At 71.7% G+C, this 24120-nt stretch carries 27 protein-coding genes; 16 read left to right on the top strand and 11 right to left on the bottom strand.

Annotation, left to right across the window (positions count from 1 at the left end; all coding sequences use genetic code 11):
- Positions 1-6: 6 nt before the first annotated feature.
- The 4 genes from ACQPXS_RS33280 to miaA all read right to left on the bottom strand — a co-directional run bounded on the left by ACQPXS_RS33280 (position 7) and on the right by miaA (position 5262).
- Positions 7-2283, bottom strand: coding sequence for a RelA/SpoT family protein (locus tag ACQPXS_RS33280; RefSeq protein WP_433453050.1), 2277 nt, complete (start codon positions 2281-2283; stop codon positions 7-9).
- A 282-nt stretch (positions 2284-2565) separates the two neighbouring features.
- Complete coding sequence (dapF, locus tag ACQPXS_RS33275) at positions 2566-3441, bottom strand: diaminopimelate epimerase (protein ID WP_356304970.1); 876 nt, start codon at positions 3439-3441, stop codon at positions 2566-2568.
- A gap of 73 nt (positions 3442-3514) precedes the next feature.
- Positions 3515-4006 (bottom strand): hypothetical protein, encoded by a 492-nt coding sequence (locus tag ACQPXS_RS33270; RefSeq protein ID WP_433456052.1) that lies wholly within the window; start codon positions 4004-4006, stop codon positions 3515-3517.
- A 317-nt stretch (positions 4007-4323) separates the two neighbouring features.
- Entirely contained in the window at positions 4324-5262 is a 939-nt protein-coding gene (gene miaA / locus ACQPXS_RS33265) for a tRNA (adenosine(37)-N6)-dimethylallyltransferase MiaA (protein WP_433453049.1), read from the bottom strand.
- Positions 5263-5444: 182 nt separating this feature from the next.
- Between miaA and ACQPXS_RS33260 the strand changes: the two genes are divergently transcribed.
- The gene (locus ACQPXS_RS33260) at positions 5445-5735 is read left to right on the top strand and encodes a hypothetical protein (protein WP_433453047.1); all 291 of its coding nucleotides are present in this window, start codon (positions 5445-5447) and stop codon (positions 5733-5735) included.
- Positions 5736-5759: 24 nt separating this feature from the next.
- Complete coding sequence (locus tag ACQPXS_RS33255) at positions 5760-6053, top strand: antitoxin (RefSeq protein ID WP_433453046.1); 294 nt, start codon at positions 5760-5762, stop codon at positions 6051-6053.
- A 112-nt stretch (positions 6054-6165) separates the two neighbouring features.
- Here ACQPXS_RS33255 and ACQPXS_RS33250 read toward each other — a convergent pair whose 3' ends face one another.
- A complete protein-coding gene (locus ACQPXS_RS33250; RefSeq protein WP_433453045.1) occupies positions 6166-6879 on the bottom strand; it encodes a class III extradiol dioxygenase subunit B-like domain-containing protein in 714 nt (237 codons plus the stop codon).
- A gap of 139 nt (positions 6880-7018) precedes the next feature.
- Positions 7019-8548, bottom strand: coding sequence for a tRNA (N6-isopentenyl adenosine(37)-C2)-methylthiotransferase MiaB (gene miaB, locus ACQPXS_RS33245; RefSeq protein WP_433453043.1), 1530 nt, complete (start codon positions 8546-8548; stop codon positions 7019-7021).
- Between the two features lie 113 nt (positions 8549-8661).
- Between miaB and ACQPXS_RS33240 the strand changes: the two genes are divergently transcribed.
- A complete protein-coding gene (locus tag ACQPXS_RS33240) occupies positions 8662-9087 on the top strand; it encodes an SRPBCC family protein (protein ID WP_433453042.1) in 426 nt (141 codons plus the stop codon).
- Positions 9088-9133: 46 nt separating this feature from the next.
- Here the strand turns inward: ACQPXS_RS33240 and ACQPXS_RS33235 are convergent, their stop codons facing one another.
- Entirely contained in the window at positions 9134-9412 is a 279-nt protein-coding gene (locus tag ACQPXS_RS33235; RefSeq protein WP_433453040.1) for a hypothetical protein, read from the bottom strand.
- A gap of 46 nt (positions 9413-9458) precedes the next feature.
- Between ACQPXS_RS33235 and ACQPXS_RS33230 the strand changes: the two genes are divergently transcribed.
- Complete coding sequence (locus ACQPXS_RS33230) at positions 9459-10118, top strand: protein-L-isoaspartate O-methyltransferase family protein (RefSeq protein ID WP_433453038.1); 660 nt, start codon at positions 9459-9461, stop codon at positions 10116-10118.
- 18 nt (positions 10119-10136) lie between these two features.
- Here ACQPXS_RS33230 and ACQPXS_RS33225 read toward each other — a convergent pair whose 3' ends face one another.
- Positions 10137-10886 carry a PP2C family protein-serine/threonine phosphatase gene (locus tag ACQPXS_RS33225; RefSeq protein WP_433453036.1) on the bottom strand — a complete coding sequence of 250 codons (750 nt, stop codon included), beginning with the start codon at positions 10884-10886 and terminating at the stop codon, positions 10137-10139.
- 241 nt (positions 10887-11127) lie between these two features.
- Between ACQPXS_RS33225 and ACQPXS_RS33220 the strand changes: the two genes are divergently transcribed.
- From ACQPXS_RS33220 to ACQPXS_RS33210, 3 genes are all read left to right on the top strand, one after another.
- A complete protein-coding gene (locus ACQPXS_RS33220; RefSeq protein WP_433453035.1) occupies positions 11128-11487 on the top strand; it encodes a DUF6204 family protein in 360 nt (119 codons plus the stop codon).
- Positions 11488-11555: 68 nt separating this feature from the next.
- The gene (locus tag ACQPXS_RS33215; RefSeq protein WP_356304950.1) at positions 11556-11999 is read left to right on the top strand and encodes a MarR family winged helix-turn-helix transcriptional regulator; all 444 of its coding nucleotides are present in this window, start codon (positions 11556-11558) and stop codon (positions 11997-11999) included.
- Between the two features lie 210 nt (positions 12000-12209).
- A complete protein-coding gene (locus ACQPXS_RS33210) occupies positions 12210-13664 on the top strand; it encodes a hypothetical protein (protein ID WP_433453034.1) in 1455 nt (484 codons plus the stop codon).
- Here ACQPXS_RS33210 and ACQPXS_RS33205 read toward each other — a convergent pair.
- Positions 13661-14089 carry a MazG nucleotide pyrophosphohydrolase domain-containing protein gene (locus ACQPXS_RS33205; protein WP_351805836.1) on the bottom strand — a complete coding sequence of 143 codons (429 nt, stop codon included), beginning with the start codon at positions 14087-14089 and terminating at the stop codon, positions 13661-13663. The two genes, ACQPXS_RS33210 and ACQPXS_RS33205, sit on opposite strands and share 4 nt — an antisense overlap.
- Before the next feature lie 152 nt (positions 14090-14241).
- Here ACQPXS_RS33205 and ACQPXS_RS33200 point away from each other — a divergent pair, with 152 nt between their 5' ends.
- Positions 14242-15240, top strand: a complete 999-nt coding sequence (locus ACQPXS_RS33200; protein ID WP_356304946.1) for a TAXI family TRAP transporter solute-binding subunit — start codon at positions 14242-14244, stop codon at positions 15238-15240.
- Positions 15241-15327: 87 nt separating this feature from the next.
- On the opposite strand, the gene ACQPXS_RS33195 is transcribed toward ACQPXS_RS33200, so the two are convergent.
- Both ACQPXS_RS33195 and ACQPXS_RS33190 read right to left on the bottom strand, forming a co-directional pair.
- Positions 15328-16731: a sensor histidine kinase gene (locus ACQPXS_RS33195; protein WP_390680831.1), complete on the bottom strand. Its 1404-nt coding sequence runs from the start codon at positions 16729-16731 to the stop codon at positions 15328-15330.
- A 9-nt stretch (positions 16732-16740) separates the two neighbouring features.
- Positions 16741-17427 carry a response regulator transcription factor gene (locus tag ACQPXS_RS33190; RefSeq protein WP_351805831.1) on the bottom strand — a complete coding sequence of 229 codons (687 nt, stop codon included), beginning with the start codon at positions 17425-17427 and terminating at the stop codon, positions 16741-16743.
- Between the two features lie 289 nt (positions 17428-17716).
- Between ACQPXS_RS33190 and ACQPXS_RS33185 the strand changes: the two genes are divergently transcribed.
- The 8 genes from ACQPXS_RS33185 (at position 17717) to ACQPXS_RS33150 (ending at position 24119) form a co-directional block, all read left to right on the top strand.
- A complete protein-coding gene (locus ACQPXS_RS33185; protein ID WP_433453032.1) occupies positions 17717-18493 on the top strand; it encodes an amino acid ABC transporter ATP-binding protein in 777 nt (258 codons plus the stop codon).
- 75 nt (positions 18494-18568) lie between these two features.
- Entirely contained in the window at positions 18569-19405 is an 837-nt protein-coding gene (locus ACQPXS_RS33180; RefSeq protein WP_365333682.1) for a glutamate ABC transporter substrate-binding protein, read from the top strand.
- A 75-nt stretch (positions 19406-19480) separates the two neighbouring features.
- Positions 19481-20146, top strand: coding sequence for an amino acid ABC transporter permease (locus ACQPXS_RS33175; RefSeq protein ID WP_351805825.1), 666 nt, complete (start codon positions 19481-19483; stop codon positions 20144-20146).
- Positions 20143-21033: an amino acid ABC transporter permease gene (locus ACQPXS_RS33170; RefSeq protein WP_365333680.1), complete on the top strand. Its 891-nt coding sequence runs from the start codon at positions 20143-20145 to the stop codon at positions 21031-21033. Before ACQPXS_RS33175 ends, ACQPXS_RS33170 begins: the two co-directional genes overlap by 4 nt.
- A 177-nt stretch (positions 21034-21210) precedes the next feature.
- Positions 21211-22827, top strand: coding sequence for an FAD-dependent monooxygenase (locus ACQPXS_RS33165; RefSeq protein WP_433453029.1), 1617 nt, complete (start codon positions 21211-21213; stop codon positions 22825-22827).
- Positions 22828-22903: 76 nt separating this feature from the next.
- Entirely contained in the window at positions 22904-22990 is an 87-nt protein-coding gene (locus tag ACQPXS_RS33160; RefSeq protein ID WP_313960178.1) for a putative leader peptide, read from the top strand.
- 77 nt (positions 22991-23067) lie between these two features.
- A complete protein-coding gene (locus ACQPXS_RS33155; RefSeq protein ID WP_433453028.1) occupies positions 23068-23601 on the top strand; it encodes a cysteine dioxygenase in 534 nt (177 codons plus the stop codon).
- Between the two features lie 86 nt (positions 23602-23687).
- The gene (locus tag ACQPXS_RS33150) at positions 23688-24119 is read left to right on the top strand and encodes a rhodanese-like domain-containing protein (protein ID WP_433456050.1); all 432 of its coding nucleotides are present in this window, start codon (positions 23688-23690) and stop codon (positions 24117-24119) included.
- The last annotated feature ends 1 nt before the right edge of the window (position 24120 follow it).

Below are 24120 nucleotides of genomic sequence, written 5' to 3'. Positions count from 1 at the left end.
GCGCTCTCAGGAGCCCGGAGCCTGGTGCTGGGCGCGGGCCACGTCGTACACGCCGGGGACGTCCCGCATGGCGCGCATCAGGGCCGGGAGGCGGGCCGCGTCGGGGAGCAGGAGGGTGTACGTGTGCCGTACCCGCTGCTGGCTGGGCGGCTCCACGGTCGCCGAGACGATGTCGACGCCCGTCGAGGAGATCGCCTCGGTGAGGTCGGCGAGCAGATGGGGGCGACCGAACGATTCGGCGACCAGGGTGACCCGGCACTCGGTGGTGTCCCCCCAGCGCACGCCGAGCTCCGCGCGCCCCTTGCCCTTCATGTGCGCCACCGCGGCGCACTCCACGCGGTGCACGGTCACCACTCCCCCGCGTACCGCGAAGCCGGTGATCTCGTCGGGCGGTACGGGCGTACAGCACCGGGCGAGCCGTACGGAGGCCCCCGGCCGGTCCACGAGGACGTCGGCGCCGCGCGACCGGGCCGTGGGGGTGCCCTCGGCGGCGGCCGCGTCCGCCGGGCGGGACGCGGCGGTGCCCTGGGCGGCGTCGGCGCGCCGCGCGGGTGCGGTGTCCTCGGCGGTCTCGGCGCGGGTGCCGGTCATGTCCTGCGCACCGGTGCCGCCGCCGGGGTGCGTCGCCAGCCAGCGCTGGATGGCGATGCGGGCGGCCGGGGTGTGGGCGTGCTCCAGCCATTCGCGGGAGGGCTCGGAGGCCGGGTCCTGGCCCATCAGGAGCTGGACGGTGTCGCCGTCCTTCAGGACGGTGCTGAGGGTGGCCAGGCGGCCGTTGACGCGGGCACCGATGCAGGCGTGCGCGTCCTCGCCGTACTGGGCGTACGCGGCGTCCACACAGGTGGCGCCCTCGGGCAGGCCGAGCGTGCCGCCGTCGGGGCGGAAGACGGTGATCTCGCGGTCCTGGGCCAGGTCCTCGCGCAGCGTGGACCAGAAGGTGTCGGGGTCGGGGGCGGCCTGCTGCCAGTCGAGGAGCCGGGAGAGCCAGCCGGGGCGGGTGGGGTCGGCGCGCTCACCGTCGGCGGGGACGTCGGAAGCGGGGGCGTCGGAAGCGGGGGCGTACGGGTTGCCGAGGGCGACGACGCCGGCCTCGGCGACCTTGTGCATCTGGTGGGTGCGGATGAGGACTTCGACGACCTGGGCGGCGATCGGGGTCCCCCCGGGCGAGTCGGTTCGAGCCTGGGGGAGCGCGACGGCGGTGTGCAGCGACTGGTACAGGTTGAACTTCGGTACGGCGATGAAGTCCTTGAACTCCGAGACGACCGGCGTCATACAGGTGTGCAGTTCGCCGAGGACGGCGTAACAGTCGGCGTCCTCGTTCACCAGCACGAGCAGGCGGCCGAAGTCGGTGCCGCGCAGCTGTCCGCGTTTGCGGGCCACGCGGTGGACGGAGACGAAGTGCCGCGGGCGGATGAGGACTTCGGCCTGGATCCCGGCCTCGCGCAGCACCCCGCGCATCTCGTCGGCGACCTCGGCGAGCGGGTCGTCGGGGCGGGCGGCGTTCTCGGCGATGAGTCGGCGTGTGTGCTCGTACTCCTCGGGGTGCAGGATGGCGAAGACCAGGTCCTCCATCTCGGTCTTCAGTGCCTGCACGCCGAGGCGTTCGGCGAGCGGGATGAGGACGTCGCGGGTGACCTTGGCGATCCGCGCCTGTTTCTCCGGACGCATCACGCCGAGGGTGCGCATGTTGTGCAGGCGGTCGGCGAGTTTGATCGACATCACGCGCACGTCACTGCCGGTGGCGACGAGCATCTTGCGGAAGGTCTCCGGCTCGGCGGCGGCTCCGTAGTCGACCTTCTCCAGTTTCGTGACGCCATCGACGAGATAACGAACCTCCTCGCCGAACTGTTCCCGTACCTGGTCGAGCGTCACATCGGTGTCCTCGACCGTGTCGTGGAGCAGGGAGGCGGTCAAGGTCGTGGTCTCCGCGCCGAGTTCGGCGAGGATCAGGGTCACGGCGAGCGGGTGGGTGATGTACGGTTCACCGCTCTTGCGCATCTGGCCGCGATGCGAGGACTCCGCGAGGACGTAGGCGCGGCGCAGCGGGTCGAGGTCCGCGTCGGGGTGATGGGCGCGGTGCGCCTCCACGACATGGCCGATGGCGTCGGGGAGTTTGCCGCGGACGGCGGGGCCGAGCAGCGCGGCCCGGCCGAGCCTGCGCAGGTCGATCCGGGGCCGTGACTTCCTGCGGTCCGCCCTGGGCACCGCGGGGGCGGTGGCCGCCGCGGACGCCTTGGGCGCTACCGGGCCAGGGGTCGCAGGGTTCGTGGCCTCCGCACTCATGGGCACCTCCGGCTCGTGGACCGGCGGACGGGGCCCCAGGGCGTACGCGGCTCGGGGATGGCGACGTTCCCCCGTCCGTGCCGGTGCTTGATGCTATCGAGCCCACCACGTGCGACCGACCGCCTCTCGCCGAGCGTGAAACGGATCACCCATTCGAGCGATGAAAAGGAGGTTTGGGGTTTGCGCCAACTGCCACGGGATCTTCTCGGACCTCGAACGCCCCGGGCACCGGAAACCGCTGATCCGGGAGCCGCGGGGCGTCCTCGTCCTGGTGACGCGGGCTCAGCGGACGGCGTTTTCCAGCCATTCGCCGTCGATCTCGCCCTCGGCGACGATCACGGCGGGTCCGGTCATCTCGATCTCGCCGTCCGGCCGCTCGGTGATGACCAGACGGCCGCCGGGCAGGTCGACGGTGTATGTGGCCGGGGTTCCGGTGACGCCCGGGTCCGCGCCGTCGCGCCGGGCGGCGGCCACGGCGACGGCGCACGCGCCCGTGCCGCACGAGCGGGTCTCGCCGGAGCCGCGCTCGTGCACGCGCATGGCGACATGGCGGGGGCCCCGGTCGACGACGAACTCGACGTTGACCCCGTCGGGGTAGGCGGCGGCCGGGCTGAACGGCGGCGGGTCGTACAGGTGGCCCGCCTGCGCGAGGTCGTCGACGAAGGCGACCGCGTGCGGGTTCCCCATGTTCACGTTGCGCGCGGGCCAGCTGTGCTCGCCGACGCTCACCGTGACCTCGCCCTCCGGCAGGCGGGCGCGGCCCATGCCGACGGTGATGTCACCGTCCTTGGCGATGTGGACGGTCTTCACTCCCGCGCGCGTGGCGATCGCGAGGTCGCCTTCGCCCACATGTCCGGCGTGCTGGAGGTAGCGCGCGAACACCCGGACTCCGTTGCCGCACATTTCGGCGACCGAGCCGTCGCCGTTGCGGTAGTCCATGAACCACTCGGCCTCGGCCGCCATCGCCCCGGCCTCCGGGTGCGCGGCCGAGCGCACCACGTGCAGCACCCCGTCACCGCCGATGCCGGCCCGGCGGTCGCACAGGGCGGCGACGGCGGCCGGGCTCAGGTCGAGGGCGTTCTCCGGGTCCGGGACGATCACGAAGTCGTTCTCGGTGCCGTGACCCTTGAGGAAGGGGATCCGCGTGCGCGTGCTCATCCCTCGATCGTAAGGGACGGCAGCGCTCCGCCGGGTTCGGCCGAGGGGAGGTGGGGTGGTGCCGGGGGGCGCTTCAGCGGAGCCTTGCCACCCGCCAGACGGCGAGGATCACGACCACGGCCACCAGGAGTACGTATCCGAGTACGACCCGCCAGTCCGGGCGGCGGCCGGAGCCCCTTGCCGGCAGGCCGGGCCAGGTGTAGCCCACGCGGCGGGCGGCCATCATGCCCCAGCCGGCGGCGCAGGAGCAGATCAGCAGCCCGAGCATGGCGATGACGGCGCCGCTGTCGCCGAAGTCGAAGGCGAGCGGGAAGGCGAACATCAGGGAGCCGACGGCGGACAGTCCCACGATGGGAGCCAGCTGCCAGAGGCGGAGCCGGCGCTGCGGGCGCAGTTCGACCTCGACCTCCGGACCGCCCGGATACATCTCCTCGGGCTCCGGCCCGTCGTCGGTCACACCGTCCGGCGTCTCGTCGAGGCCGTCGTCGGTGAGCGGGTCCGCAGTGAGCCGATCTTCGGCAAGCCGGTCGTCGAGCCGGTCGTCGGTGAAGCGGTCCCCCGGCAGCCGACCGTCGGCCTCCGCGAGCCGGTCCTCGATGTGACGGCCTTCGGGCGGCCGGTGGCCGGCCAGGCGGTCTCCGTCCGGACGCTCTTCGGTCAGACGGTCCTCGTCCAGGCAGTCGTCGGTCAGACGCCCGCCGCCCGGCTCCGGTTCGTCACCCGCTGTGGTGACGTGCTCGGCACTTTGTGCGGTGTCGCGAGGGCCGGCCTCCATCGCCACGCGCCCTCCCAACTAGGCTCCACTTGGTCGATCGAAGCTCGATGATGGCACGGCACCGAAGGCCGAGATGACCGGCGGCGCATCCCGATGCCATGACGTGATCAGGCTGTAACCGGTCGTTCCACCAACGCCAGGGCCTGGTGCGGAAGTTCCCCGCGGTCGGCCACGGCCCCACTCAACCAGTGCACCCGGGGATCGCGCCTGAACCACGAATCCTGACGGCGCGCGAAGCGCTTGGTCGCGCGTACGGTCTCGGCCCGCGCTTCCGCTTCCGTGCACTCCCCGGCGAGGGCCGCGAGCACCTGCTGGTAACCCAGCGCACGCGACGCCGTGCGCCCCCCGCGCAAACCCTCCGCCTCCAGTGCGCGCACCTCGTCCACGAGGCCCGCCTCCCACATCCGGTCGACCCGGCGCGCGATGCGCTCGTCCAGCTCCGGACGAGCCACGTCGACTCCGATCTGGACGGTGTCGTACACGGAGTCGTGGCCCGGCAGGTTGGCGGTGAAGGGCCGGCCGGTGATCTCGATCACTTCCAGCGCCCGGACGATACGGCGGCCGTTGCTCGGCAGGATCGCGCGGGCGGCCTCCGGGTCGGCGGCGGCCAGCCGGGCGTGCAGCGCGCCCGAGCCGCGCAGCGCCAGCTCCTCCTCCAGGCGGGCGCGGACCTCGGGGTCGGTGCCGGGGAACTCCAGGTTGTCGACGGCACCGCGGACGTACAGGCCGGAACCGCCGACCAGGATCGGCCAGCGGCCCTCGGCGAGCAGTGCGTCGATCCGGGCGCGGGCCAGCTTCTGGTACTCGGCGACGGAGGCGGTGACCGTCACGTCCCAGATGTCCAGCAGGTGGTGCGGGATGCCGCCGCGTTCCTCGGGCGTCAGTTTGGCGGTGCCGATGTCCATCCCCCGGTACAGCTGCATGGAGTCCGCGTTGACGACCTCCCCGCCGAGCTGCTGGGCCAGGAAGACGCCGAGATCGGACTTTCCGGCCGCGGTGGGTCCGACGACGGCGATGACGCGAGGGGAGAAGGGTGCACTGCTCACCGCACCAGTCTCGCAAACCTCCTGGCGGCGCCTCGAACGAGTTACGTGACGGGTGGGGTCCCGGGTCGTTGCCCGTGGCGAGATGCCGCCTCCGGTCCGCCGGAGGCGGTGACCCGGGCGGCGCAACCGTACGCACCGGGTAACGCGGGAATTCGCCCGCACGAGTACCGTATGGAGTGGATATGGGCGTTTTTGCACGACTCCTCGGCAGGTCGAAGCCGACTCCGGAGGCGTCGGCCGCCGAGGCGCAGGCCGGCGCGGAGCCGGAGGCCGACGCGGAGGAGACCGGGTCGGCGGAGGCGAAGGCGGCCGGGTCGGCGGAGGCGACGGGGCCGGCCGGGGACGGGCACGAGGACGCGGCGGCGCGGCCGGAGGACACCGCGGACACCGCGGACGACGCGTCCGACGGCTCCGGCATCCCCAAGCAGCAGTCCGCCGAGGAGGCCGCCGACAGCGAGGGCGCCCGCAGGTAACTGCCCCGCGAGGGAAGGTGGACCATGGGTCTGATGGACAACATGAAGGCCAAGCTCGGCCCGGCCAGGGACAAGGTGTCGGATCTCGCGCGACAGCACGGGGGCAAGGTCCAGCACGGGATCGACAAGGCCGCGAAGGCCGTGGACGAGCGGACCAAGCACAAGTACAGCGACAAGATCCAGGCGGGCACCGGCAAGGCCAAGCACGCGGTCGACCGACTCGCGCACAAGGAAGGTCACGGCCCGGAGAAGGCCGGGGGCCATCCGACGACCCCCACCCGGCCCACCCCGCCGGAGGGCCCGCCACCGGCTTCCTGAGTCTCCTGGACGGCGTGGGGATGGACGGCGGACGGCGGGGCAGCTCCCGGCCGTCCGCCGTTTCCGCGCGCGCCGGTCCTCAGCCCGCCAGGCCCCGGGGGCCGGCACCCCGCTAGGACCAGGTGGCCACCAGATACCCCACGCCGTACGGCGCGTCCTCGTACAGCAGAGCGCCACCGAGGTTCGCGCCCTCGGCGGCGCCGGCCAGGACCTGCCAGGGGGCCCGGCCGGAGGCCTTCAGTTCGTATGCCAGCTCGGCGTCCAGCGCCTGGACGGCCGCCACGTCCGCCGCGCCCAGCGCCCGCGCGACCTCCGCGTCGAAGGGTGCCGCCCGCTCGTCCAGGTAACCCGGCGCCTTGACCGTGCGGCACGCGCTGGCGTCTCCCATCACCAGCAGCGCCACCCGCCCGGCCCGGGCGCCGATCTCCCTTCCGACTCCGATACACCGCTCGGGCGCGAGCGGTTCGCCGACACCGAGTCCCTCGATCGGGGCGTCCGCCCAGCCGGTCCGCTCCAGCAGCCAGGCGCCGACGGCCAGCGACGGCGGCAGCTCGCGCCCGGAGACGGTGTCCTCGGCGGGGCCGAGGCGTACCTCCACGTCGACCCCGAAGCCGCGGAAGGACCCCGAAGTGCCCTGCGGAAACGATCCGCGTCCGCTCTGCTCGGCGGGACCGACGACCACCAGGAGGTCCGGGCGGGCGGCGGCGAGCACACCGAGCGCGTCCGCACAGGCCGAGCGCGCGGCGTCCATCTCGGGAGCGGCGCCCGCGGCCACCTCGGGCACGAGCAGCGGAGGGCAGGGACAGACTGCGGCGGCGACAAGCATGATCGGCAGGGTACGCCGTACGACCGCCGCCGGCCGAGTCAGTCCTCGACGAGCACGCCGGGACGGATGAGCCCGTGCCGCGGGTCCGTCAACGGAACGCGACTCGGCATGCCGGCACAGGGTGCTCCTTGCCCGGCCGTCAGTCGCAGCCGCAGCCGCTTCCCGTGGCGACCGGCAGCGGCTCCGGCATCCCGATCTTCGGCAGGCCCAGCATGACGCCGGCCGGCTTGGCGGCCTCGGCGGCGTTGCGCTTCTCCCAGGCGTCCCCCGCGCGCGTGCGGCGCACGGAGAGGGCGGGGCCCTCGGCGAGGAGGTGGTGCGGGGCGGCGTAGGTCACCTCGACGGTGACCACGTCACCGGGGCGGACCTCCTGCTCCGGCTTGGTGAAGTGGACGAGCCGGTTGTCGGGGGCGCGGCCGGAGAGCCGGTGCGTGGCGCCGTCCTTGCGGCCCTCGCCCTCGGCGACCATCAGCTCCAGGGTGCGGCCGACCTGCTTCTTGTTCTCCTCCCAGGAGATCTCCTCCTGGAGGGCGACGAGCCGCTCGTAGCGCGCCTGGACGACCTCCTTCGGGATCTGGTTCGCCATGGTGGCGGCCGGGGTGCCGGGGCGCTTGGAGTACTGGAAGGTGAAGGCCTGCGCGAACCGCGCCTCGCGGACCACGTGCAGGGTCTGCTCGAAGTCCTCCTCGGTCTCGCCGGGGAAGCCCACGATGATGTCGGTGGTGATCGCGGCGTGCGGGATGGCGGCCCGTACCTTCTCGATGATCCCGAGGTAGCGCTCCTGCCGGTAGGAGCGGCGCATCGCCTTCAGGACGGTGTCCGAGCCGGACTGCAGCGGCATGTGCAGCTGCGGCATCACGTTCGGGGTCTCGGCCATGGCGGCGATGACGTCGTCGGTGAAGTCACGGGGGTGCGGGGAGGTGAAGCGGACCCGCTCCAGGCCCTCGATCTTCCCGCAGGCGCGCAGCAGCTTGCTGAAGGCCTCGCGGTCGCCGATGTCGGAGCCGTAGGCGTTGACGTTCTGGCCGAGCAGCGTGATCTCGGAGACGCCCTCGGCGACCAGCGCCTCCACCTCGGCGAGGATGTCGCCGGGCCGGCGGTCCTTCTCCTTGCCGCGCAGGGCCGGGACGATACAGAAGGTGCAGGTGTTGTTGCAGCCGACGGAGATCGACACCCAGGCCGCGTAGGCGCTCTCGCGCCGGGTGGGCAGGGTGGACGGGAAGGCCTCCAGCGACTCGGCGATCTCGACCTGCGCCTCCTCCTGCACGCGGGCGCGCTCCAGCAGGACCGGCAGCTTGCCGATGTTGTGCGTACCGAAGACGACGTCCACCCAGGGCGCCTTCTTCACGATGGTGTCGCGGTCCTTCTGGGCGAGGCAGCCGCCGACCGCGATCTGCATGCCGGGCCGCGAGGCCTTCTTCGGCGCGAGCCGGCCGAGGTTGCCGTACAGCCGGTTGTCGGCGTTCTCCCGCACGGCGCAGGTGTTGAACACGACCACGTCCGCGTCCCCGTCCGAGCCCTCGGGGGCCCGCACGTACCCGGCGTCTTCGAGCAGGCCGGCCAACCGCTCGGAATCGTGGACGTTCATCTGGCACCCGTAGGTGCGCACTTCGTAGGTCTTGGGTGCTTGAACGTCCACTGCGGGGCTCCGGTCGCTGCTGCTGGTCATGCGTCAAGGGTAGGCGCTGTCGGAAGGGCCCTGTCCCCGCTCCTGTCCGGCCTCGCCGGGCGCACACTGTAAGCGGAAGGCCATGCGTCATGAGCTGCACGTGGAGGTGAGCCATGAGCACCCTTGAGCTGCACGTCGACGTCGACGTTCCGGTCGACAGGGCCTGGGAGACCCTTCACCGGGTGGAGAACTATCCGCGCTTCGTGGACGGCCTGCGGGGCGCGCGTACGGAGGCGGGGGGCCGAGCGCATCTGGAGGTCGAGGCAGTCGGCGGGGCCCGGGAGGTCGAGGCCGAGGTGACCGACCGCGGCGAGCGCGTGATGGAGTGGCTCACCACGAGCGCTCCCGAGCTGACGGGTTCCTTCTCGGTCCAGCCGATCGACCAGAACCACACCCGGATCCAGGCACGGCTGGAGTACGACCCCGGCACGCTCCGGGACACCTTCGGCGGGCCGAAGGGGTTCGCCCAGACCAACGCGATCGAACGGCTCGTCCGCAGCGATCTGGAGCACTTCAAGGAGTACGTGGAACGCGGGTGAGCGGCCGGAACCCGGTGGGCGCGGCGGCGGGCGGCCGGTGCGCCGGTCAGGTCTCCATCACGGCATCGCAGTCCGGGCAGACCACCGAGGCGTGTTCCTCGGGGTACCAGGGCGCACCCGGGTGCTCGGAGGGCTTCCAGCCGGTCGTCTCCATGGCGAAGGTGTCCTTGCCGCAGAGGGTCCGCGGTCCCGCTGCCGTGTGCGACCCGGGTGCCGCCGGTGCCGCGTGCACCTTGCGGACGTGCCGTTCCGCGCCACTCGCCGTTCCTGTGGCGGAGCGCGTCGCCACAGGCCTGTCGAGTTCGTAGACGACGATCTCGGTCATGTCTCCACCGTAGGCGTCGCCACCTGGTGGTGTGGTGAACCAGGCCGTGAACTCCGTATCCGGAGAGCCGGACGACCTCGTGCGGGCCCTCGTGGCCGCCGGGATCGGGGACGAGCGACTGCTCGAGGCCGTGCGGACGACGCCCCGGGCGCGCTTCGTCCCGGCCGATCAGCAGGCTGCCGCCTACCGGGACGTACCCGTCGCCATCGGTCAGGGACAGGTCACCACGCAGCCCTCGCTCTCCGCCATGATGATCGAGGGTCTTGGTCTGGACGGGTCGGAGCACGTCCTGGAGGTCGGTACGGGTCTGGGCTTCCAGACCGCGCTGCTCGCCCGGCTGGCCGCGGACGTGGTCAGCATCGAGATGCGGCCGGACATAGCCCGCCGGGCGCGCGTGAATCTCGCGCGTCATGGCGTGCGGAACGTGGAGCTGCGGGTCGGCGACGGCAGCGGCGGTGTGCCGGACCGGGCTCCGTACGACGCCGTCCTCGTGTCGGCGGCGTTCCCGGAGGTGCCCGCGCCGCTGGTCGCACAGGTGCGCCCGGGTGGCCGCCTGGTGCAGCCGATCGGGCCGGGCGGCCACGAGCTGGTGGTCTGCTTCGAGCGCACCGCGTCGGGGCTGTCGCGGCTGCGGGTCGTGGCCTCGGCGTGCTTCGTGCGGTTGCAGGGGCGATATGGCTTTCCGCCGGGGGAGTTCCCGTCGTGAGTGTTCCTCGGCCGTGGGCTATTCGTCGGAGACGCGTACGACCGCCAGCGTGATGTTGTCGGGGCCGCCCGCGGCGATGGCGGCCTTCCACAGCTCGAAGGCAGCGCGGCCGTCGTCGTGGTCCCGCATCACCTCGTCGAGCACATCCGCCGGCAGGGGATCGGTCAGACCGTCGGTGCAGATGAGGTAGCGGTCGCCGGGAGACAGGGCCTGGGCCGTCACATGGGGTCGGACGGCGCGGTACGAGGGGCTGCCGCCCAGGCACTGGGTGACGATGGACGTGGTGTGCTGCCCGGGTTCGAGCGGGGGGTTGTCGTCGACGCTCACCTGGCGCAGCCCGTCGCGGGGCGCCGCGTAGACGCGGCTGTCGCCGACGTTGAAGGCCAGCAGCGAGTCGGGCTGCACGACGATGCCGGCGACCGTCGTGCCCATGGCGGTGAACTCGGTCTCCTCCTCGCCGCCGGTGGCCGCGTACACGGCGCGATTGCACGCGTTCAAGGCGTCGCGGACGGCGTCCTCGCTGCTCAGGCCGGGGCCGACGGACGCGATCCGGCGGGCGACCAGGGCGCTGGCCACGTCGCCGCCGGGATGCCCGCCGAGCCCGTCGGCGACGGCGACGACGAGGGGCGTGCCGAGTGGGAAGACCAGGGTCTGCGGACTCTCCGTCACGGTGGCGCACAGGGTCCACGGCCCGATCACGAGGCTGTCCTCGTTCCGTTCGCGGAGCAGCCCGGGATGGCTCAGCGCGCTCACCGCCACGTATCGCATGGAACGCCACCGCCTTCCCGGACGGGCCACGGCAGTCGGTCGGCTCGCTGCCTGCGGCTCCAGGGTAGGCGCTCGCCGGAGGAGCCGAGCCGCGCCGCGACGCTTGCCCTCCCTGGGCAGCCGAACGCCGGCCGTCCGGTTCGGGTCGGGTGGACGGCTCAGGTGGGCGGCGGTGCCAGGGAGGTCCCGGCGCTTCGGAAACCCGGTGGAGACCGGGGCCCGCTGTGCCTAAGGTCGCCGGATGAGCACTCGTACTTTCCGGATCACCGTCCGCGGCGTCTTCGACGGCCTCACCGACACGCAGCGGGCGGCACTGCTGGCCGACGCCGCCGAACACGACGTACTGCGCGCCGCGTTCACCCCCGAAGGCAACCTCACCTATGACATCGCCGCCCGGCCGGCTTTCGTCTTCCGTTTCTCCGACACCGGGGAGGAAGAGGAGGACGTCCTGGAGGCGACCGAGCGAGCCGAGGAGGCGGCGAAGGCCTGGCTGACCGAGCGCGGCTACGGCTTCAAGAACCTCCGCTCCAGCGCCGAGGACCTCTCCCAGGCACCGATGGGCAAGCGGCAGCGACGCGCGGCGCGTGCCAACGGCGCATGAACTTGAGTACTCAAGGAGTAGGCAATGAATTGCTACGGCGAGGACACCGGGGCGGGCAGTGAGCGGCCATGAGTGACGCCCTGGACGCGGCACTGCGACTGGTACGTGCCCAGGCGGCGCTCGTGCGGCGCTTCGACTCCCGGCTGGGCGGGCTGCACGGCGTGAGCCTCGCCGACTTCACCTTGCTGCTCCGGCTCAGCCAGGCGCCCGGCGGCCGCATGCGGCGGGTCGACCTCGCCGAGGCACTGGGCCTGACGGCCTCCGGGGTCACCCGCGGGCTGGTGCCACTGGAGCGGATCGGGCTGGTGACCCGTGAGGCGGATGCCCGGGACGCGCGCGTGGCCTACGCGTCGCTGACCGGGACGGGCCGACGGCGGCTGAAGGAGATGCTGGCGACGGCCGAGGAGACCGCCATGGAGTTCTTCGCCGTCCCGGCGTTGAACGCCGAGGACATCACACAGCTGTCGTCCCTGCTGACCCGCCTCGGCGGCACCGGTCTGGCCGGCCTCTGAGCCCCACCTCCACGTCCTCCTTTGCGGCCTTGCGATGACGTGAACTCGCCGCTGTACGGGCCAACTTGAGATGTGGCCGAATTGTGAGGGGCCCCTGCTCCAGGACATGGCATGCTCATGGCTCATCACGAGTTACCGACCGGTTCTACCAGCCGGTAGCCCACCCGTTCGGTATATCTCTGCCACCCCCCACTCCACACAGGACCGACCATGCGCAGACGCATGCGGCACAGACGTGCCCTGCTGCCCGCCCTCACCGTGACCACCCTCTTCCTCGTCGCGGCCTGTTCCTCGCCCGTCTCGCACGCCGAACCGTCGGCCACCGAGGGGCACGACCGACGGGTCGAGGCCGCCGACCGGCCCGCCGACGGCACGGACCACTCGCTCGCCGTCGCCGCGGCGCCCGCCACCACCGCGACCGCCGCGTCCGCCACGGCGGGACCGGCCGGATCCGGGCAGCGGGCCCACAGGACGGCGCTCGCCATCGGCTCGTACGACAGCCGCACCCGGCGGGCCATCCTCACCAACAGGCCGGACAAGCCCGACAAGCCGGTTCCGCACGGGAGTTCCTCCCCCTCTTCTCCGACGGCCTCCCCCACTCCTTCGGGCGCCCCGCACAAGGCCGCCGTCGGCGATGTGATCGCCAGTGCGCCCGCGCCGGGGGCACCGGACGGGCTGCTCGCCAAGGTCACCCAGGTGATCGGCGAGAGGGACGGCGGCACCGAGGTACAGACGGAACCGGCCACCCTCAACGCGCTGCTCGGCGACGAGACGGCCAAGGGCGCCGTACCGGTCGACCCGTCGTCCTTCGCCGTCGACAAGCTGCTGCCCGGTGTGAAGGTGTCCTGGGCGACGACCGGTCACGCGCACGCCGGCCCGAAGGGCGCCACGGTGCCGCTCGGCAGCCTCCGGCTCGACGTGAGCGCCGGCATACCGACGGCCCAGGACGCCCCGGCCTCCGCCACCGCCTCGGTGCACGGCTTCGTCCAGGTCGCCCCGCAGGTCGACTTCGCCTACGGCGGCGCCGGCAGCGACGCCCCGCCCGGATCCGCCTACCTCGGCGTCTCCGGAGACTGGACCTCCGGCTGGGCGGTCGAGGGCCAGGCCGCCGCGGCCAGCGGCACCCCGCTGCGGATCCCGTTCGCCAAGCTGCACGCGGACCCCGTCCTCCAGGTCGGCCCGGTCCCCGTCGTCGTCAACCTGGACCTGACCGCGTACGTCCAGATCAGCGGCGACGGGCGGGTCACCGTCGACGTCGAGCAGAACCTCAAGGGCGGCTTCAAGGCGGGCGGCACCTTCGGCCCGGCCAGGGGCTGGACGCCGGTCAGCTCCTCGGACATGACGAGCACGCCCGTGCGCGCCTCCGTCACCACCGCCGGGAACGTGAAGACGGCGCTCGGCGCCGAGGCCTCGGTGGGCCTCTACGGCACCGTCGGCGTCACCGCCGACCTGGCCCCGTATCTGCGGGGCGAGGCCTCCGGCACGGTCACCGCCTCCACCGGTGGCGGGGCGAGGACCGCGGGCGCGTGGGGCGTGTACGGCGGGGTCGATCTGTCCGGGACCCTGCGGCTCCAGTTGTCCGTCTTCGGCACACCGGTCATCCAGCGCAGCATTCCGCTGGGCGCCCTGAACCGCGAGTGGAAGCTGGCGGGCGGCACCTTCTAGGCGCTCGCCTGCGAGGAACCGTCCTGCGCCGCCGGTATCCAGCCCTGGCCGCGCAGGACGGACGACACGTCCGGCGCCCGGTAGTGCTCGCCCTTGAGGACCTTGCCGTCGGCCCGGCGGGCGACCTGTCCGTCCGGGCCGAGCTTGCTCATGTTGGCGCGGTGGATCTCGGCGATCACCTGGTCGAGGTCGATGCCGTGGACCAGCGCCGTGCCGTACGCCACGTAGACCACGTCCGCCAGTTCGTGCGCGAGCTTGTCGAGCGGGCCGTCGACCGCGACCTCGGCGACCTCCGCGGCTTCCTCGGCGAGCAGTTCCCCACGGTGTGCGGCCAGTTCGGGATCCACCTCCGTCGGCGTGGTGCGGGCGTCGAGGCCGAAGGCTCGGTGGAACTCACGGACGAGGTCGGCGGGCGAAGTGCTCATGCGACGACTCTAACGGCCCCCACTGACACAGCCTGCGGCCCTTTTGCCCGCCCCGGAGCGCCCCCTGTCCTGCCCCGTTTTGAGCTCCTTTACCCGTTCCGGAGTGCACCCTGCCCTGGTCAGCGTCGCGCCCGGCCTGGCAGGATCGCCGCATGTCCCAGGTGTTCCCCCGTATCAGCAGGCGCCGGGCGCTGCCGGCCACGGCCGTCGGTGCCGTGGTGCTCGGGCTGCTGCTGTGGTGGCTGCTGCCGCTCGGCGACGAGCCGCCGAGCGGGACGATCGTGTTCAGCACGGGCACCTCCCGGGGGGTCTACCAGGAGTACGGCGAGCGGCTGCGCGCCGAGTTCGCCAAGGACATGCCCAATCTGAAGGTGAAGCTGCTGAACAGCGCCGGCTCGCAGGAGAACGTGCAGCGGGTGGCGACCGGCCAGGCCGACTTCACCATCGCCGCGGCCGACGCGGTGGAGGCGTACGAGCTGCGGCACGGCAGCGGTGCCGGGCGGCTGCGCGGGGTCGCCCGGCTCTACGACGACTACGTCCATCTCGTCGTGCGCAGTGACTCGGACATCAAGAACGTCGCGGACCTGCGGCACAAGCGGGTGGCGACCGGGCTGCCCGACTCCGGGGTGCGGCTGATCGCCGACCGGGTGCTCAAGGCCGCCGGCATCGACCCCCGTCAGGACATCACGCCGGTCGCGGACGGTATCGACACCGGGCCCGACCGGCTGGAGCGGCACAAGATCGACGCCTTCTTCTGGTCGGGCGGCCTGCCCACCAAGGGACTCGTCGCGCTGGCCCAGAGGTCCGCCTTCAAGTTCGTGCCGATCGAGGGCGACCTGGTCACCAAGCTGCACAACCAGGGCGAGGAGGCGCGCTACTACCGGGCCACCAACATCCCGGAGTCGGCCTACCCGGCCGTACAGCAGGGCAACGAGGTCCCGACGATCGCCGTGTCCAACCTCCTGATGACCCGTACGGACGTGGACCCCCGTCTCACCGAATGGGTGACCCGTACGGTCATCAACAGCCGCGACGACATCGGCGCCCATGTCCACTCCGCCCAACTGGTCGATCTGCGCACCGCCGTCTACACGGACCCGCTGCCCCTCCAGGAGGGCGCCCGTCGCTACTACCGCTCGGTGAAGCCCTAACCCGGCGGGCGGCCCCGAGTCCCCAGCCCCACGCCCACAGCCGCGGGCCCCAGGCACCTGGCACCTGGCACGAGCCCGCCGCCCCGATCAGGTCTCCCTCTGCCTCGGCACGGTCACCGTCACCCGCAGCCCCCGCGGCTCATGATGGGCGTAGTCGATCGAGCCTCCGCCCGCCGTGAGCAACGCGCGCACGATGGACAGGCCGAGGCCCGAGCCCTTGATGTTCTGGTGGCGGCCGCTGCGCCAGAAGCGGTCGCCCACGCGCGCGAGTTCCTCGTCGGTGAGGCCGGGCCCGGTGTCGGTGACGACGACCGTGGATCTGTCGCCGTCGGCGGCGACGGTGACCTCCACCGTGCCGCCCTCGGGGGAGAACTTCACGGCGTTGTCGATCACCGCGTCCAGGGCGCTGGACAGAGCGATCGGGTCCGCCCAGGCGGTCGTGGGCGGGCAGTCCCCGGCCAGCCGGACCCCCTTGGCCTCGGCGGCCGGCGACCAGGCGGCGACCCGCTCCTCGGCCAGGGCGCCGATGTCGGTCAGCCTCAGGTCCGCCTCGGCGTGCTCGGCCAGCGCCAGGTCCAGCAGGTCGTCCAGGACCTGCGCGAGGCGCTTGCCCTCGGTGCGGACCGAGGCGATCTCCTCGTTGTCCTCGGGGAGTTCCAGGGCGAGCAGTTCGATGCGCAGGAGCAGCGCCGCGAGCGGGTTGCGCAGCTGGTGCGAGGCGTCCGCGACGAAGGCGCGCTGCTGCTCCAGCACATCCTCGACGTTGTCCGCCATCTCGTTGAACGAACGCGCGAGCCGTCTGAGTTCCGGCGGCCCGCCACCGACCGCGACCCGCGACTTCAGCCGTCCGGTGGCGATGTCGTGGGTGGTGGCGTCCAGGACCCGTACCGGTCTGAGCACCCAGCCGGTCAGCCGCAGGGCCGCGCCGACGGCCAGCAGCATCGCCGCGATCTCACCGGCCCCGATGATCAGCCAGCCGCGCAGGGTCCGCGAACGCATCTGCCCGGTGGGCGAGTCGGTGACCACCACCGCCACGACGTCCCCGTCCCGGATCACCGGTGACGCCACGATCAGCCGGCTGCGCTGCCAGGGCCACACCTGCCGTGGATCATGGCTGCGCCGGCTGAGCAGCGACTCCTCGAAGGCGTCCCGCACCTCCCCCGTCCGCGGTACGAACCAGTCGTCGGGGGCGTTGGCCATCGCCGAGCCGTTGCGGTAGAAGACGCCCGCGCGGATGCCGTAGACGCCGTAGTAGCTGCCCAGCTCGCTGCGCAGCGCCTCCAGGCGCTCGTCGGTGCTGGTGCGGCGCGATCCGCTGGGCCCGTCGGTCACGAACTGGGCGAGCGCCGCGAAGCGTGCCGTGTCGTCGATGCGGTCGACGACGACCTTCTGCTGCTGTGCGGCGGCCACGCTGATGGCCAGCGGGAGCCCGAGGGCGAGGAGGACGGCCGCCATCAGGATGATGAGCAGCGGCAGGAGCCGTGTGCGCACCCGTCCCCGCTAGGCGGCCGGGGCGACGAGCCGGTAGCCGACGCCGCGTACGGTCTCGATCAGCGCGGGCATGCGCAGTTTGGCGCGCAGGGAGGCGACGTGCACCTCCAGGGTGCGGCCGGTGCCCTCCCAACTGGTGCGCCAGACCTCGCTGATGATCTGCTCGCGCCGGAAGACCACTCCGGGGCGCTGCGCGAGCAGGGCGAGCAGGTCGAACTCCTTGCGGGTCAGTTGGACGACCGAACCGTCGACGGTGACCTGCCGGGTGGGCAGTTCGATGCGTACGGGACCGAGGATCAGGGCCGTCTCGCCGCCGGTCGCCGGGTCCTCCTGGACGGTGCGCCGGCTGACGGCGTGGATACGGGCGAGCAGTTCCCCGGTGTCGTAGGGCTTCACCACGTAGTCGTCGGCGCCCAGGTTGAGCCCGTGGATGCGGGAGCGGACGTCGGAGCGGGCCGTCACCATGATCACCGGGGTGCTGGTGCGTTTGCGGATCTTGCCGCAGACCTCGTAGCCGTCCTGGTCGGGCAGGCCCAGGTCGAGCAGGACCACGCCGAAACCGTTGCCCTCGGGGACGAGCGCCTGCAGGGCCTCCTCGCCGCTGCGCGCGTGGGTGACGTCGAAACCGTGCCGTGCGAGTACGGCGGACAGGGCGGCGGCGACGTGGTTGTCGTCCTCGACGAGCAGCAGTCTCATCCCGGCCCCCTCCGGTTCAGCGGTCGTACGGTCTCGGTTCGCGTGCGCCGTATAGCTCACGCGCGCGTGCACCATGGCAGTGACGCCGATGGACAAGGACGGCGTCAAGGGGGTTCCGGTTGCCCGTGGCTTCCGTTATCCGGCCGATACGCACCGGCGCGGCAAGTGCTACGACGCGTGTCCGATTGCTATCGGATCGTGATGCTCAGATCTCCCTCAGATGTGATGACGCAGGTCACAGCCGCTCACTACTGTCCACCGAAACCGAGGAGGACGGAGCCCGAGAGCGATGACCAATGTATCGGTGGCCAAGGAAGACGTGGTCACGTCCGACGAACTGGTCGTCCTGAAGAGCGTCAACAAGCACTTCGGCGCGTTGCACGTGCTCCAGGACATCGACCTGACGATCGCCCGCGGCGAGGTCGTCGTGGTCATCGGGCCCTCCGGGTCCGGAAAGTCGACCCTCTGCCGCACCATCAACCGTCTGGAGACGATCGACTCGGGCACCATCGCCATCGACGGCAAGCCCCTGCCCCAGGAGGGCCGGGAGCTGGCCCGGCTGCGGGCGGACGTCGGGATGGTCTTCCAGTCCTTCAACCTCTTCGCGCACAAGACCGTGCTCGAGAACGTGATGCTGGGGCAGCTCAAGGTCCGCAAGGCGGACAAGAAGCAGGCCGAGGAGAAGGCCCGGTCCCTGCTCGACCGGGTCGGTGTGGGCACCCAGGCCGACAAGTACCCCGCCCAGCTGTCCGGCGGCCAGCAGCAGCGCGTCGCGATCGCGCGGGCGCTGGCGATGGACCCGAAGGTCATGCTCTTCGACGAGCCGACCTCCGCCCTCGACCCCGAGATGATCAACGAGGTCCTCGAGGTCATGCAGCAGCTCGCCCGTGAGGGCATGACGATGGTCGTCGTCACCCACGAGATGGGCTTCGCACGATCGGCTGCAAACCGTGTGGTCTTCATGGCCGACGGCCGGATCGTCGAAGAGGCTGCGCCCGACCAGTTCTTCAGCAACCCGCGCAGCGACCGGGCCAAGGACTTCCTGTCCAAGATCCTGCACCACTGACGCAGGCCGCCCCGCGCCCCCTGGGTTGCCTTTTCAAACGGACCTCGTTCCGCACCCCATCAAAGGATGTTCACCATGAAGCTCCGCAAGGTCACCGCCGCCTCGGCCGCTGTACTCGCGCTCGCCGTGGGCGCCACCGCGTGCGGCGGCGGCAAGAAGGACGACAACGGCTCCTCCGGCGGCGGCAAGAAGATCACCATCGGCATCAAGTTCGACCAGCCGGGCCTCGGCCAGAAGACCCCGCAGGGCTACGCGGGCTTCGACGTCGACGTGGCCACCTATGTCGCCAAGAAGCTCGGCTACAGCGCCGACCAGATCGAGTGGAAGGAGTCGAAGAGCGCCGACCGCGAGACCATGCTGCAGCGCGGGGACGTCGACTTCATCGCCGCCACGTACTCGATCACGCCGGAGCGGCAGCAGAAGGTCGACTTCGCCGGCCCGTACCTGCTGGCCCACCAGGACGTGCTGATCCGCGCGGACGACAACTCCATCAAGTCGCCGTCGGACCTGAACAAGAAGAAGCTGTGTTCGGTGACCGGCTCGACCTCGGCGCAGAACGTGCACGACAAGCTGGCCCCCAAGGCGCAACTTCAGCAGTACCCGACGTACTCGGCGTGCCTCACCGGTCTGCAGAGCAAGGCGATCGACGCCCTGACCACGGACGACTCGATCCTCGCCGGCTACGCCGCCCAGTCCCAGTTCAAGGGCAAGTTCAAGCTCGGCGGCTTCAAGATGACCAACGAGAACTACGGCATCGGCGTCAAGAAGGGCAGCGCCCTCAAGGACAAGATCAACAAGGCCCTTGAGGAGATGGTCTCCGACGGCTCCTGGGAGGCGGCCGTGAAGAAGAACTTCGGCCCGGCCGACTACAAGAACGAGCCGGCCCCGAAGATCGGCGACATCAAGAGCTGAGGAAACGCCCGGCGGGTGCGCCGTCCCTGACGGCGGCGCACCCGGGCATCCCTACACGCGGAAGCGCGGGAGATCGTGTTCGACTTTCTTGACAAGTACGACGTGCTGGGCGCCTTCTGGACGACGGTGCAGCTCACGCTGCTCTCGGCCGTGGGCTCCCTGGTCTGGGGCACCCTGCTGGCCGCCATGCGGGTGGGCCCGGTGCCGCTGATGCGCGGTTTCGGCACCGCCTACGTGAACATCGTGCGGAACATCCCGCTCACGGTGATCATCCTGTTCGCCTCGCTCGGGCTCAACCAGACGCTGCTCATCGACATGGGCTCGAAGCAGGTCGACACGACCAACTTCCGGCTGGCCGTCCTCGGACTGGTCGTCTACACGTCGGCCTTCGTGTGCGAGGCGATCCGTGCCGGCATCAACACGGTGCCGGTCGGCCAGGCGGAGGCCGCCCGGGCCATCGGCCTGAGCTTTACCCAGGTGCTGGTCCTGATCGTGCTGCCGCAGGCCTTCCGCGCGACCGTCCTCCCGCTGACCAACGTCCTGATCGCGTTGACGAAGAACACGACCGTGGCAGCGGCGATCGGCGTGGCGGAAGCGGCGCTCCTGATGAAGAAGATGGTGGAGAACGAGGCGCAGCTGCTGCCGATCTCCGCGGTCATCGCCTTCGGGTTCTGCTGTCTGACCCTGCCGACGGGTCTGATCCTCGGATGGGTGGGCAAGAAGGTGGCGGTGAAGCGATGACTTCGATCCTGTACGACGCCCAGGGCCCCCGCGCCAAGCGGCGCAACGTCCTGTACACGGCGGGCTTCCTCGTCGTCCTCGCGGCCGTCCTGTGGTGGGTGTACAAGGCCCTGGACGACAAGGGCCAGCTGGACTGGGTGCTGTGGAAGCCGTTCTTCAGCGGCGAGGCGTACTCGACGTACATCTGGCCGGGTCTGCAGAACACTTTGAAGGCGGCGGCCCTGGCGATGGTCATCGCGCTTCCGCTGGGCGCCTTCTTCGGCATCGCCCGGCTCTCGGACCATGTCTGGGTGCGGATACCGGCGACGGTCGTGGTCGAGTTCTTCCGCGCGATTCCGGTGCTCGTCCTGATGATCTTCGGCAACGAGCTGTACAGCCAGTACACCAACGTGAGTTCCGACGACCGTCCGCTGTACGCGGTCGTCACCGGCCTGGTGCTGTACAACGCGTCGGTGCTCGCGGAGATCGTCCGCGCGGGCATCCTCGCCCTGCCGAAGGGCCAGTCCGAGGCGGCCATGGCGATCGGCCTGCGCAAGGGCCAGGTGATGCGGCTCATCCTGCTGCCGCAGGCGGTCACCGCCATGCTCCCGGCGATCGTCAGCCAGCTGGTGGTCATCGTGAAGGACACCGCGCTCGGCGGCGCCGTCCTCACCTTCCCCGAACTGCTCGCGTCGGCGAACACGATGAGCGGCTACTACGGCGCCAACACCATCGCCTCCTTCACAGTGGTGGCCGTGATCTTCGTGATCATCAACTACTCGCTGACCTCGTTCGCAAGCTGGCTGGAGGGCCGGCTGCGGCGTGGGAAGAAGTCGACCGGGGCGGTGCTCGGCGTGGAGGACACCGTGGGCGTCGCGGGCCACGCGGGAACGGGAACCGCTGCCTGACGATCGGTCAGAGCCGAAAGCATCACCCGGAGGCAGTGGCGTGATCGCCACTGCCTCCGTTCGCTTGACGCAAACTCTGCCAATGGGTTGCATACGTTCTGTGATCGTGCACCCCGCTCCCCCTTCCTGTTCACTTGTCACCGTCAGGGCATCGTCACGGGCAGGGGGCGCCGCGTCATGGACCCGGTGATCATCGTCGGAGCGGGGCCGGTCGGACTGACGCTCGCCCTGGCGCTGGCCCGCCAGGAGGTGCCGTGCGTCGTCCTGGACGAGGGCCCCGGCAAGGACGAACCCCGTCCGGCGCGCACCGTCGTCCTGCGCGAGGACACGGCCGCCCTGCTGGAGCGGCTGACCGGGGTGGCGCTCGGTGAACACGGGGTGCGCTGGGCCGGATGGCGGTCCGTCAGGCGCAGGCAGGTGATGAGCGAGATCACCTTCGAGGAGGCGGACCCCGCCGCCCCGCTGCACATCGCCCAGCACGTCGTCAGCGGCGCCCTGCGCGCGGCCATCGCCGACGAGCCGCTGGTGAAGGTGGCCGTGGACAGCCGGCTGGACTCGATCGAGCAGGAGCGTTCCGGCGTCACCGCACACACCCGGGGCCCGAACGGCACCTGGTGGCGCGGTAGTTACCTGGTCGGCTGCGACGGACCGCGCTCGACGGTGCGCAAACTCCAGGACATCCGCTTCCCCGGCCGTACGGCGGTGGAGCGGCACGCGGTCGCCGCGCTGCGCACGGAACTTCCATGGGGGGGTCGCGCGTTGCTCCATCGGACGCCGCCGTGGCGGCAGTCCGGGCCCTCGGCCGGGGAGGTGACCGCCCGCCCCCTCCCGGACGGCGTGTGGCGCCTGGACTGGCTTCTGCCACCGGGCAAGGACCTGGTCACACCCGAGATCCTGGTGGCCCGGATCCGCGAGACCCTCGCGGGCTGGACGGACGGCTCCACACCGGCGTACGACCTGCTAGACACCGGTGTCCACACGGTGCACCACCGCCTGGCCCGCCGGTGGCGCGTCGGCCGGGTCTTCCTCGCCGGGGACGCGGCCCATCTGCTCGGCGCGCTCGGCACCCAGGGGCTCGACGAGGGCCTCAGGGACGCCGACAACCTCGCCTGGAAGCTGGCCCCGGCCTGGCACCACGGCCCCCACGGCCCGCACGAGGCGTTGCTGGACAGCTATCAGGCCGAGCGGCGCGCGGTGGTCGCCGCCCGGCTGCGCGCCGCCGACCAGGTGCTGCCGGTGCTGCGCGGCACCGGCGGTCTGCGCCAGATCGTCCCGCGTGCGGCGCGCGGCCATGACACGCTGCTCACGGACGGTCACCTGGGGCGCGGGCCGCTCGGTGCGCCGGGGGCGTACGCCGACTCGCCCCTTGCGCCCCGGCGGCTGGAGGGCGAGATCCCGGTCGAAACCCCGCCCGGCGCACCCGTCACCGACGTCCGGGTGACCGCGGAGGATGGTTCCTTCGTCCACCTGCGCGACCGGCTCGGCCGCGGCGCCCTCCTGGTCGTGCTGATCGCGCCCGGCACGGGAGTGTGGGACCGCAAGCACTGGGTCTCCGCCGGAGTGATGCCCCGGCTCGCGGCGGCCGTGACCGCGCTGCCGTACCGTGCCGAACTGCTGGTCGCCGAGAGCTACCCGGGTGCGCCGGCGCACAGCGTGCTGCTCGTGCGCCCCGACGGCCATCTGGTCACCGCGCTGAGCGGGGTCCGGCCGGCCGACCTCTACGCGGCGGCGGAGGCGACAGTGGGCGGCGCGGCCGAGGAGGAGCCGGCCCGGGCGGCCTCCGGCGCCCGCTGACCGTGGGCCCGTCACGCTCCGTCCACATCGTGACGGTGAGTTGACCGGAGTACACCGGCATGCTGTACTCCGGACCATGACCGACACCTGCGTGCGCCTGTGGCGGAGGGTCCACATGGACCTCGTCCGCTACGCGGGCTGCGTGTGTCGCCCGTCCTGCTGAATTCGCCTCCCTCTTCCCTTCCGGGCGCCGCGGTGCGCCCGTTCCGCGAACCTTCTTCAGGCTTCAGGACGGTGTACGTGTCTGTCTCCCCCGCTCCCGTGTCCCCTGCCGTCGGCTCGGCGCCCACTCAGGCGGACCTCCTCGACTTCGTCCGGCGTACGGCCGCCGACGCCGAGCTGATCGCCTCCCTTCCACTCGACCCGGAGGGCCGCACCTGGGTGCGGCTGCAGGGTCCGGGCGGCAGCGAGGCCTGGCTCATCGGCTGGCCGCCCGGCACCGGCACCGGCTGGCACGACCACGCGGACTCGGTCGGCGCCTTCCTCACCGCCTCGGGTGTCCTCAAGGAGAACTCGCTCGCCGCCCGGCTGCCGACCGACGGCTGGAAGACCCTGGAACTCGCCGAGGGCGTGGACCGCGCACGCCGGCTGCCCGCGGGCGAGGGCCGTGCCTTCGGTCACCACCATGTCCACGAGGTCCTCAACGAGTCCCCCGACGACCACGCGATCTCCGTGCACGCCTACTACCCGCCCCTGCCGCGCATCCGCCGCTACAGCCGCACGGGTCAAGTGCTCCGCCTCGAGCAGGTCGAGCGCCCGGAGGACTGGCAGTGAGCGGCGCGGAGGAGACGGCGGTGGGTGGTTTCGGGGTGAGCGCGAGCGGCGGCGCGGACGAGCGGCCGGCGGGTGGCGCGGGAGCGGTGGCCGGAGTGGGTCAGCGACCGGCCGGCATCGACGAGGTGCTGGAGCGGGTGCGCGCGGGCTACCGGCGCATCGAGGCGCGGGAGGCGCACGAGGCGGCGCGGACCGGCGAGGCGCTGCTGGTCGACATCCGGTACGCGGCCCTGCGCGAGCGGGACGGGCTGATCCCCGGCGCTCTGGTCATCGAGCGCAACGAACTGGAGTGGCGCCTCGATCCCCAGGGCAGCCACCGCGTCCCCGAGGCCACCGGCCACGACCTGCGCGTCGTGGTGATCTGCAACGAGGGCTACGCCTCCAGCCTCGCGGTCGCCTCCCTCCGGCAACTGGGCCTGCACCGGGCCACGGACCTCGTGGGCGGCTTCCAGGCATGGCGGGCGGAGGGCCTCCCGGTGGAGCCGGCGACGCGCCGACTCGGGGCTTCACCCACTTGAT

It is taken from the genome of Streptomyces sp. CA-142005 (assembly GCF_050942335.1).
GTDB lineage: Bacteria > Actinomycetota > Actinomycetes > Streptomycetales > Streptomycetaceae > Streptomyces.
Note: the sequence above shows the minus strand (reverse complement) of the source record. Positions and strands in the feature narration are given on the sequence as shown.

Excerpts from the sequence above, each read along its gene's own strand:
- ACQPXS_RS33280 (WP_433453050.1), bottom strand. The coding sequence starts at position 2,283 with ATGAGTGCGGAGGCCACGAACCCTGCGACCCCTGGCCCGGTAGCGCCC.
- dapF (WP_356304970.1), bottom strand. The coding sequence starts at position 3,441 with ATGAGCACGCGCACGCGGATCCCCTTCCTCAAGGGTCACGGCACCGAG.
- ACQPXS_RS33260 (WP_433453047.1), top strand. The coding sequence starts at position 5,445 with ATGGGCGTTTTTGCACGACTCCTCGGCAGGTCGAAGCCGACTCCGGAG.
- ACQPXS_RS33255 (WP_433453046.1), top strand. The coding sequence starts at position 5,760 with ATGGGTCTGATGGACAACATGAAGGCCAAGCTCGGCCCGGCCAGGGAC.
- ACQPXS_RS33250 (WP_433453045.1), bottom strand. The coding sequence starts at position 6,879 with ATGCTTGTCGCCGCCGCAGTCTGTCCCTGCCCTCCGCTGCTCGTGCCC.
- miaB (WP_433453043.1), bottom strand. The coding sequence starts at position 8,548 with ATGACCAGCAGCAGCGACCGGAGCCCCGCAGTGGACGTTCAAGCACCC.
- ACQPXS_RS33240 (WP_433453042.1), top strand. The coding sequence starts at position 8,662 with ATGAGCACCCTTGAGCTGCACGTCGACGTCGACGTTCCGGTCGACAGG.
- ACQPXS_RS33235 (WP_433453040.1), bottom strand. The coding sequence starts at position 9,412 with ATGACCGAGATCGTCGTCTACGAACTCGACAGGCCTGTGGCGACGCGC.
- ACQPXS_RS33225 (WP_433453036.1), bottom strand. The coding sequence starts at position 10,886 with ATGCGATACGTGGCGGTGAGCGCGCTGAGCCATCCCGGGCTGCTCCGC.
- ACQPXS_RS33220 (WP_433453035.1), top strand. The coding sequence starts at position 11,128 with ATGAGCACTCGTACTTTCCGGATCACCGTCCGCGGCGTCTTCGACGGC.
- ACQPXS_RS33215 (WP_356304950.1), top strand. The coding sequence starts at position 11,556 with ATGAGTGACGCCCTGGACGCGGCACTGCGACTGGTACGTGCCCAGGCG.
- ACQPXS_RS33210 (WP_433453034.1), top strand. The coding sequence starts at position 12,210 with ATGCGCAGACGCATGCGGCACAGACGTGCCCTGCTGCCCGCCCTCACC.
- ACQPXS_RS33205 (WP_351805836.1), bottom strand. The coding sequence starts at position 14,089 with ATGAGCACTTCGCCCGCCGACCTCGTCCGTGAGTTCCACCGAGCCTTC.
- ACQPXS_RS33200 (WP_356304946.1), top strand. The coding sequence starts at position 14,242 with ATGTCCCAGGTGTTCCCCCGTATCAGCAGGCGCCGGGCGCTGCCGGCC.
- ACQPXS_RS33190 (WP_351805831.1), bottom strand. The coding sequence starts at position 17,427 with ATGAGACTGCTGCTCGTCGAGGACGACAACCACGTCGCCGCCGCCCTG.
- ACQPXS_RS33185 (WP_433453032.1), top strand. The coding sequence starts at position 17,717 with ATGACCAATGTATCGGTGGCCAAGGAAGACGTGGTCACGTCCGACGAA.
- ACQPXS_RS33180 (WP_365333682.1), top strand. The coding sequence starts at position 18,569 with ATGAAGCTCCGCAAGGTCACCGCCGCCTCGGCCGCTGTACTCGCGCTC.
- ACQPXS_RS33170 (WP_365333680.1), top strand. The coding sequence starts at position 20,143 with ATGACTTCGATCCTGTACGACGCCCAGGGCCCCCGCGCCAAGCGGCGC.
- ACQPXS_RS33165 (WP_433453029.1), top strand. The coding sequence starts at position 21,211 with ATGGACCCGGTGATCATCGTCGGAGCGGGGCCGGTCGGACTGACGCTC.
- ACQPXS_RS33160 (WP_313960178.1), top strand. The coding sequence starts at position 22,904 with ATGACCGACACCTGCGTGCGCCTGTGGCGGAGGGTCCACATGGACCTC.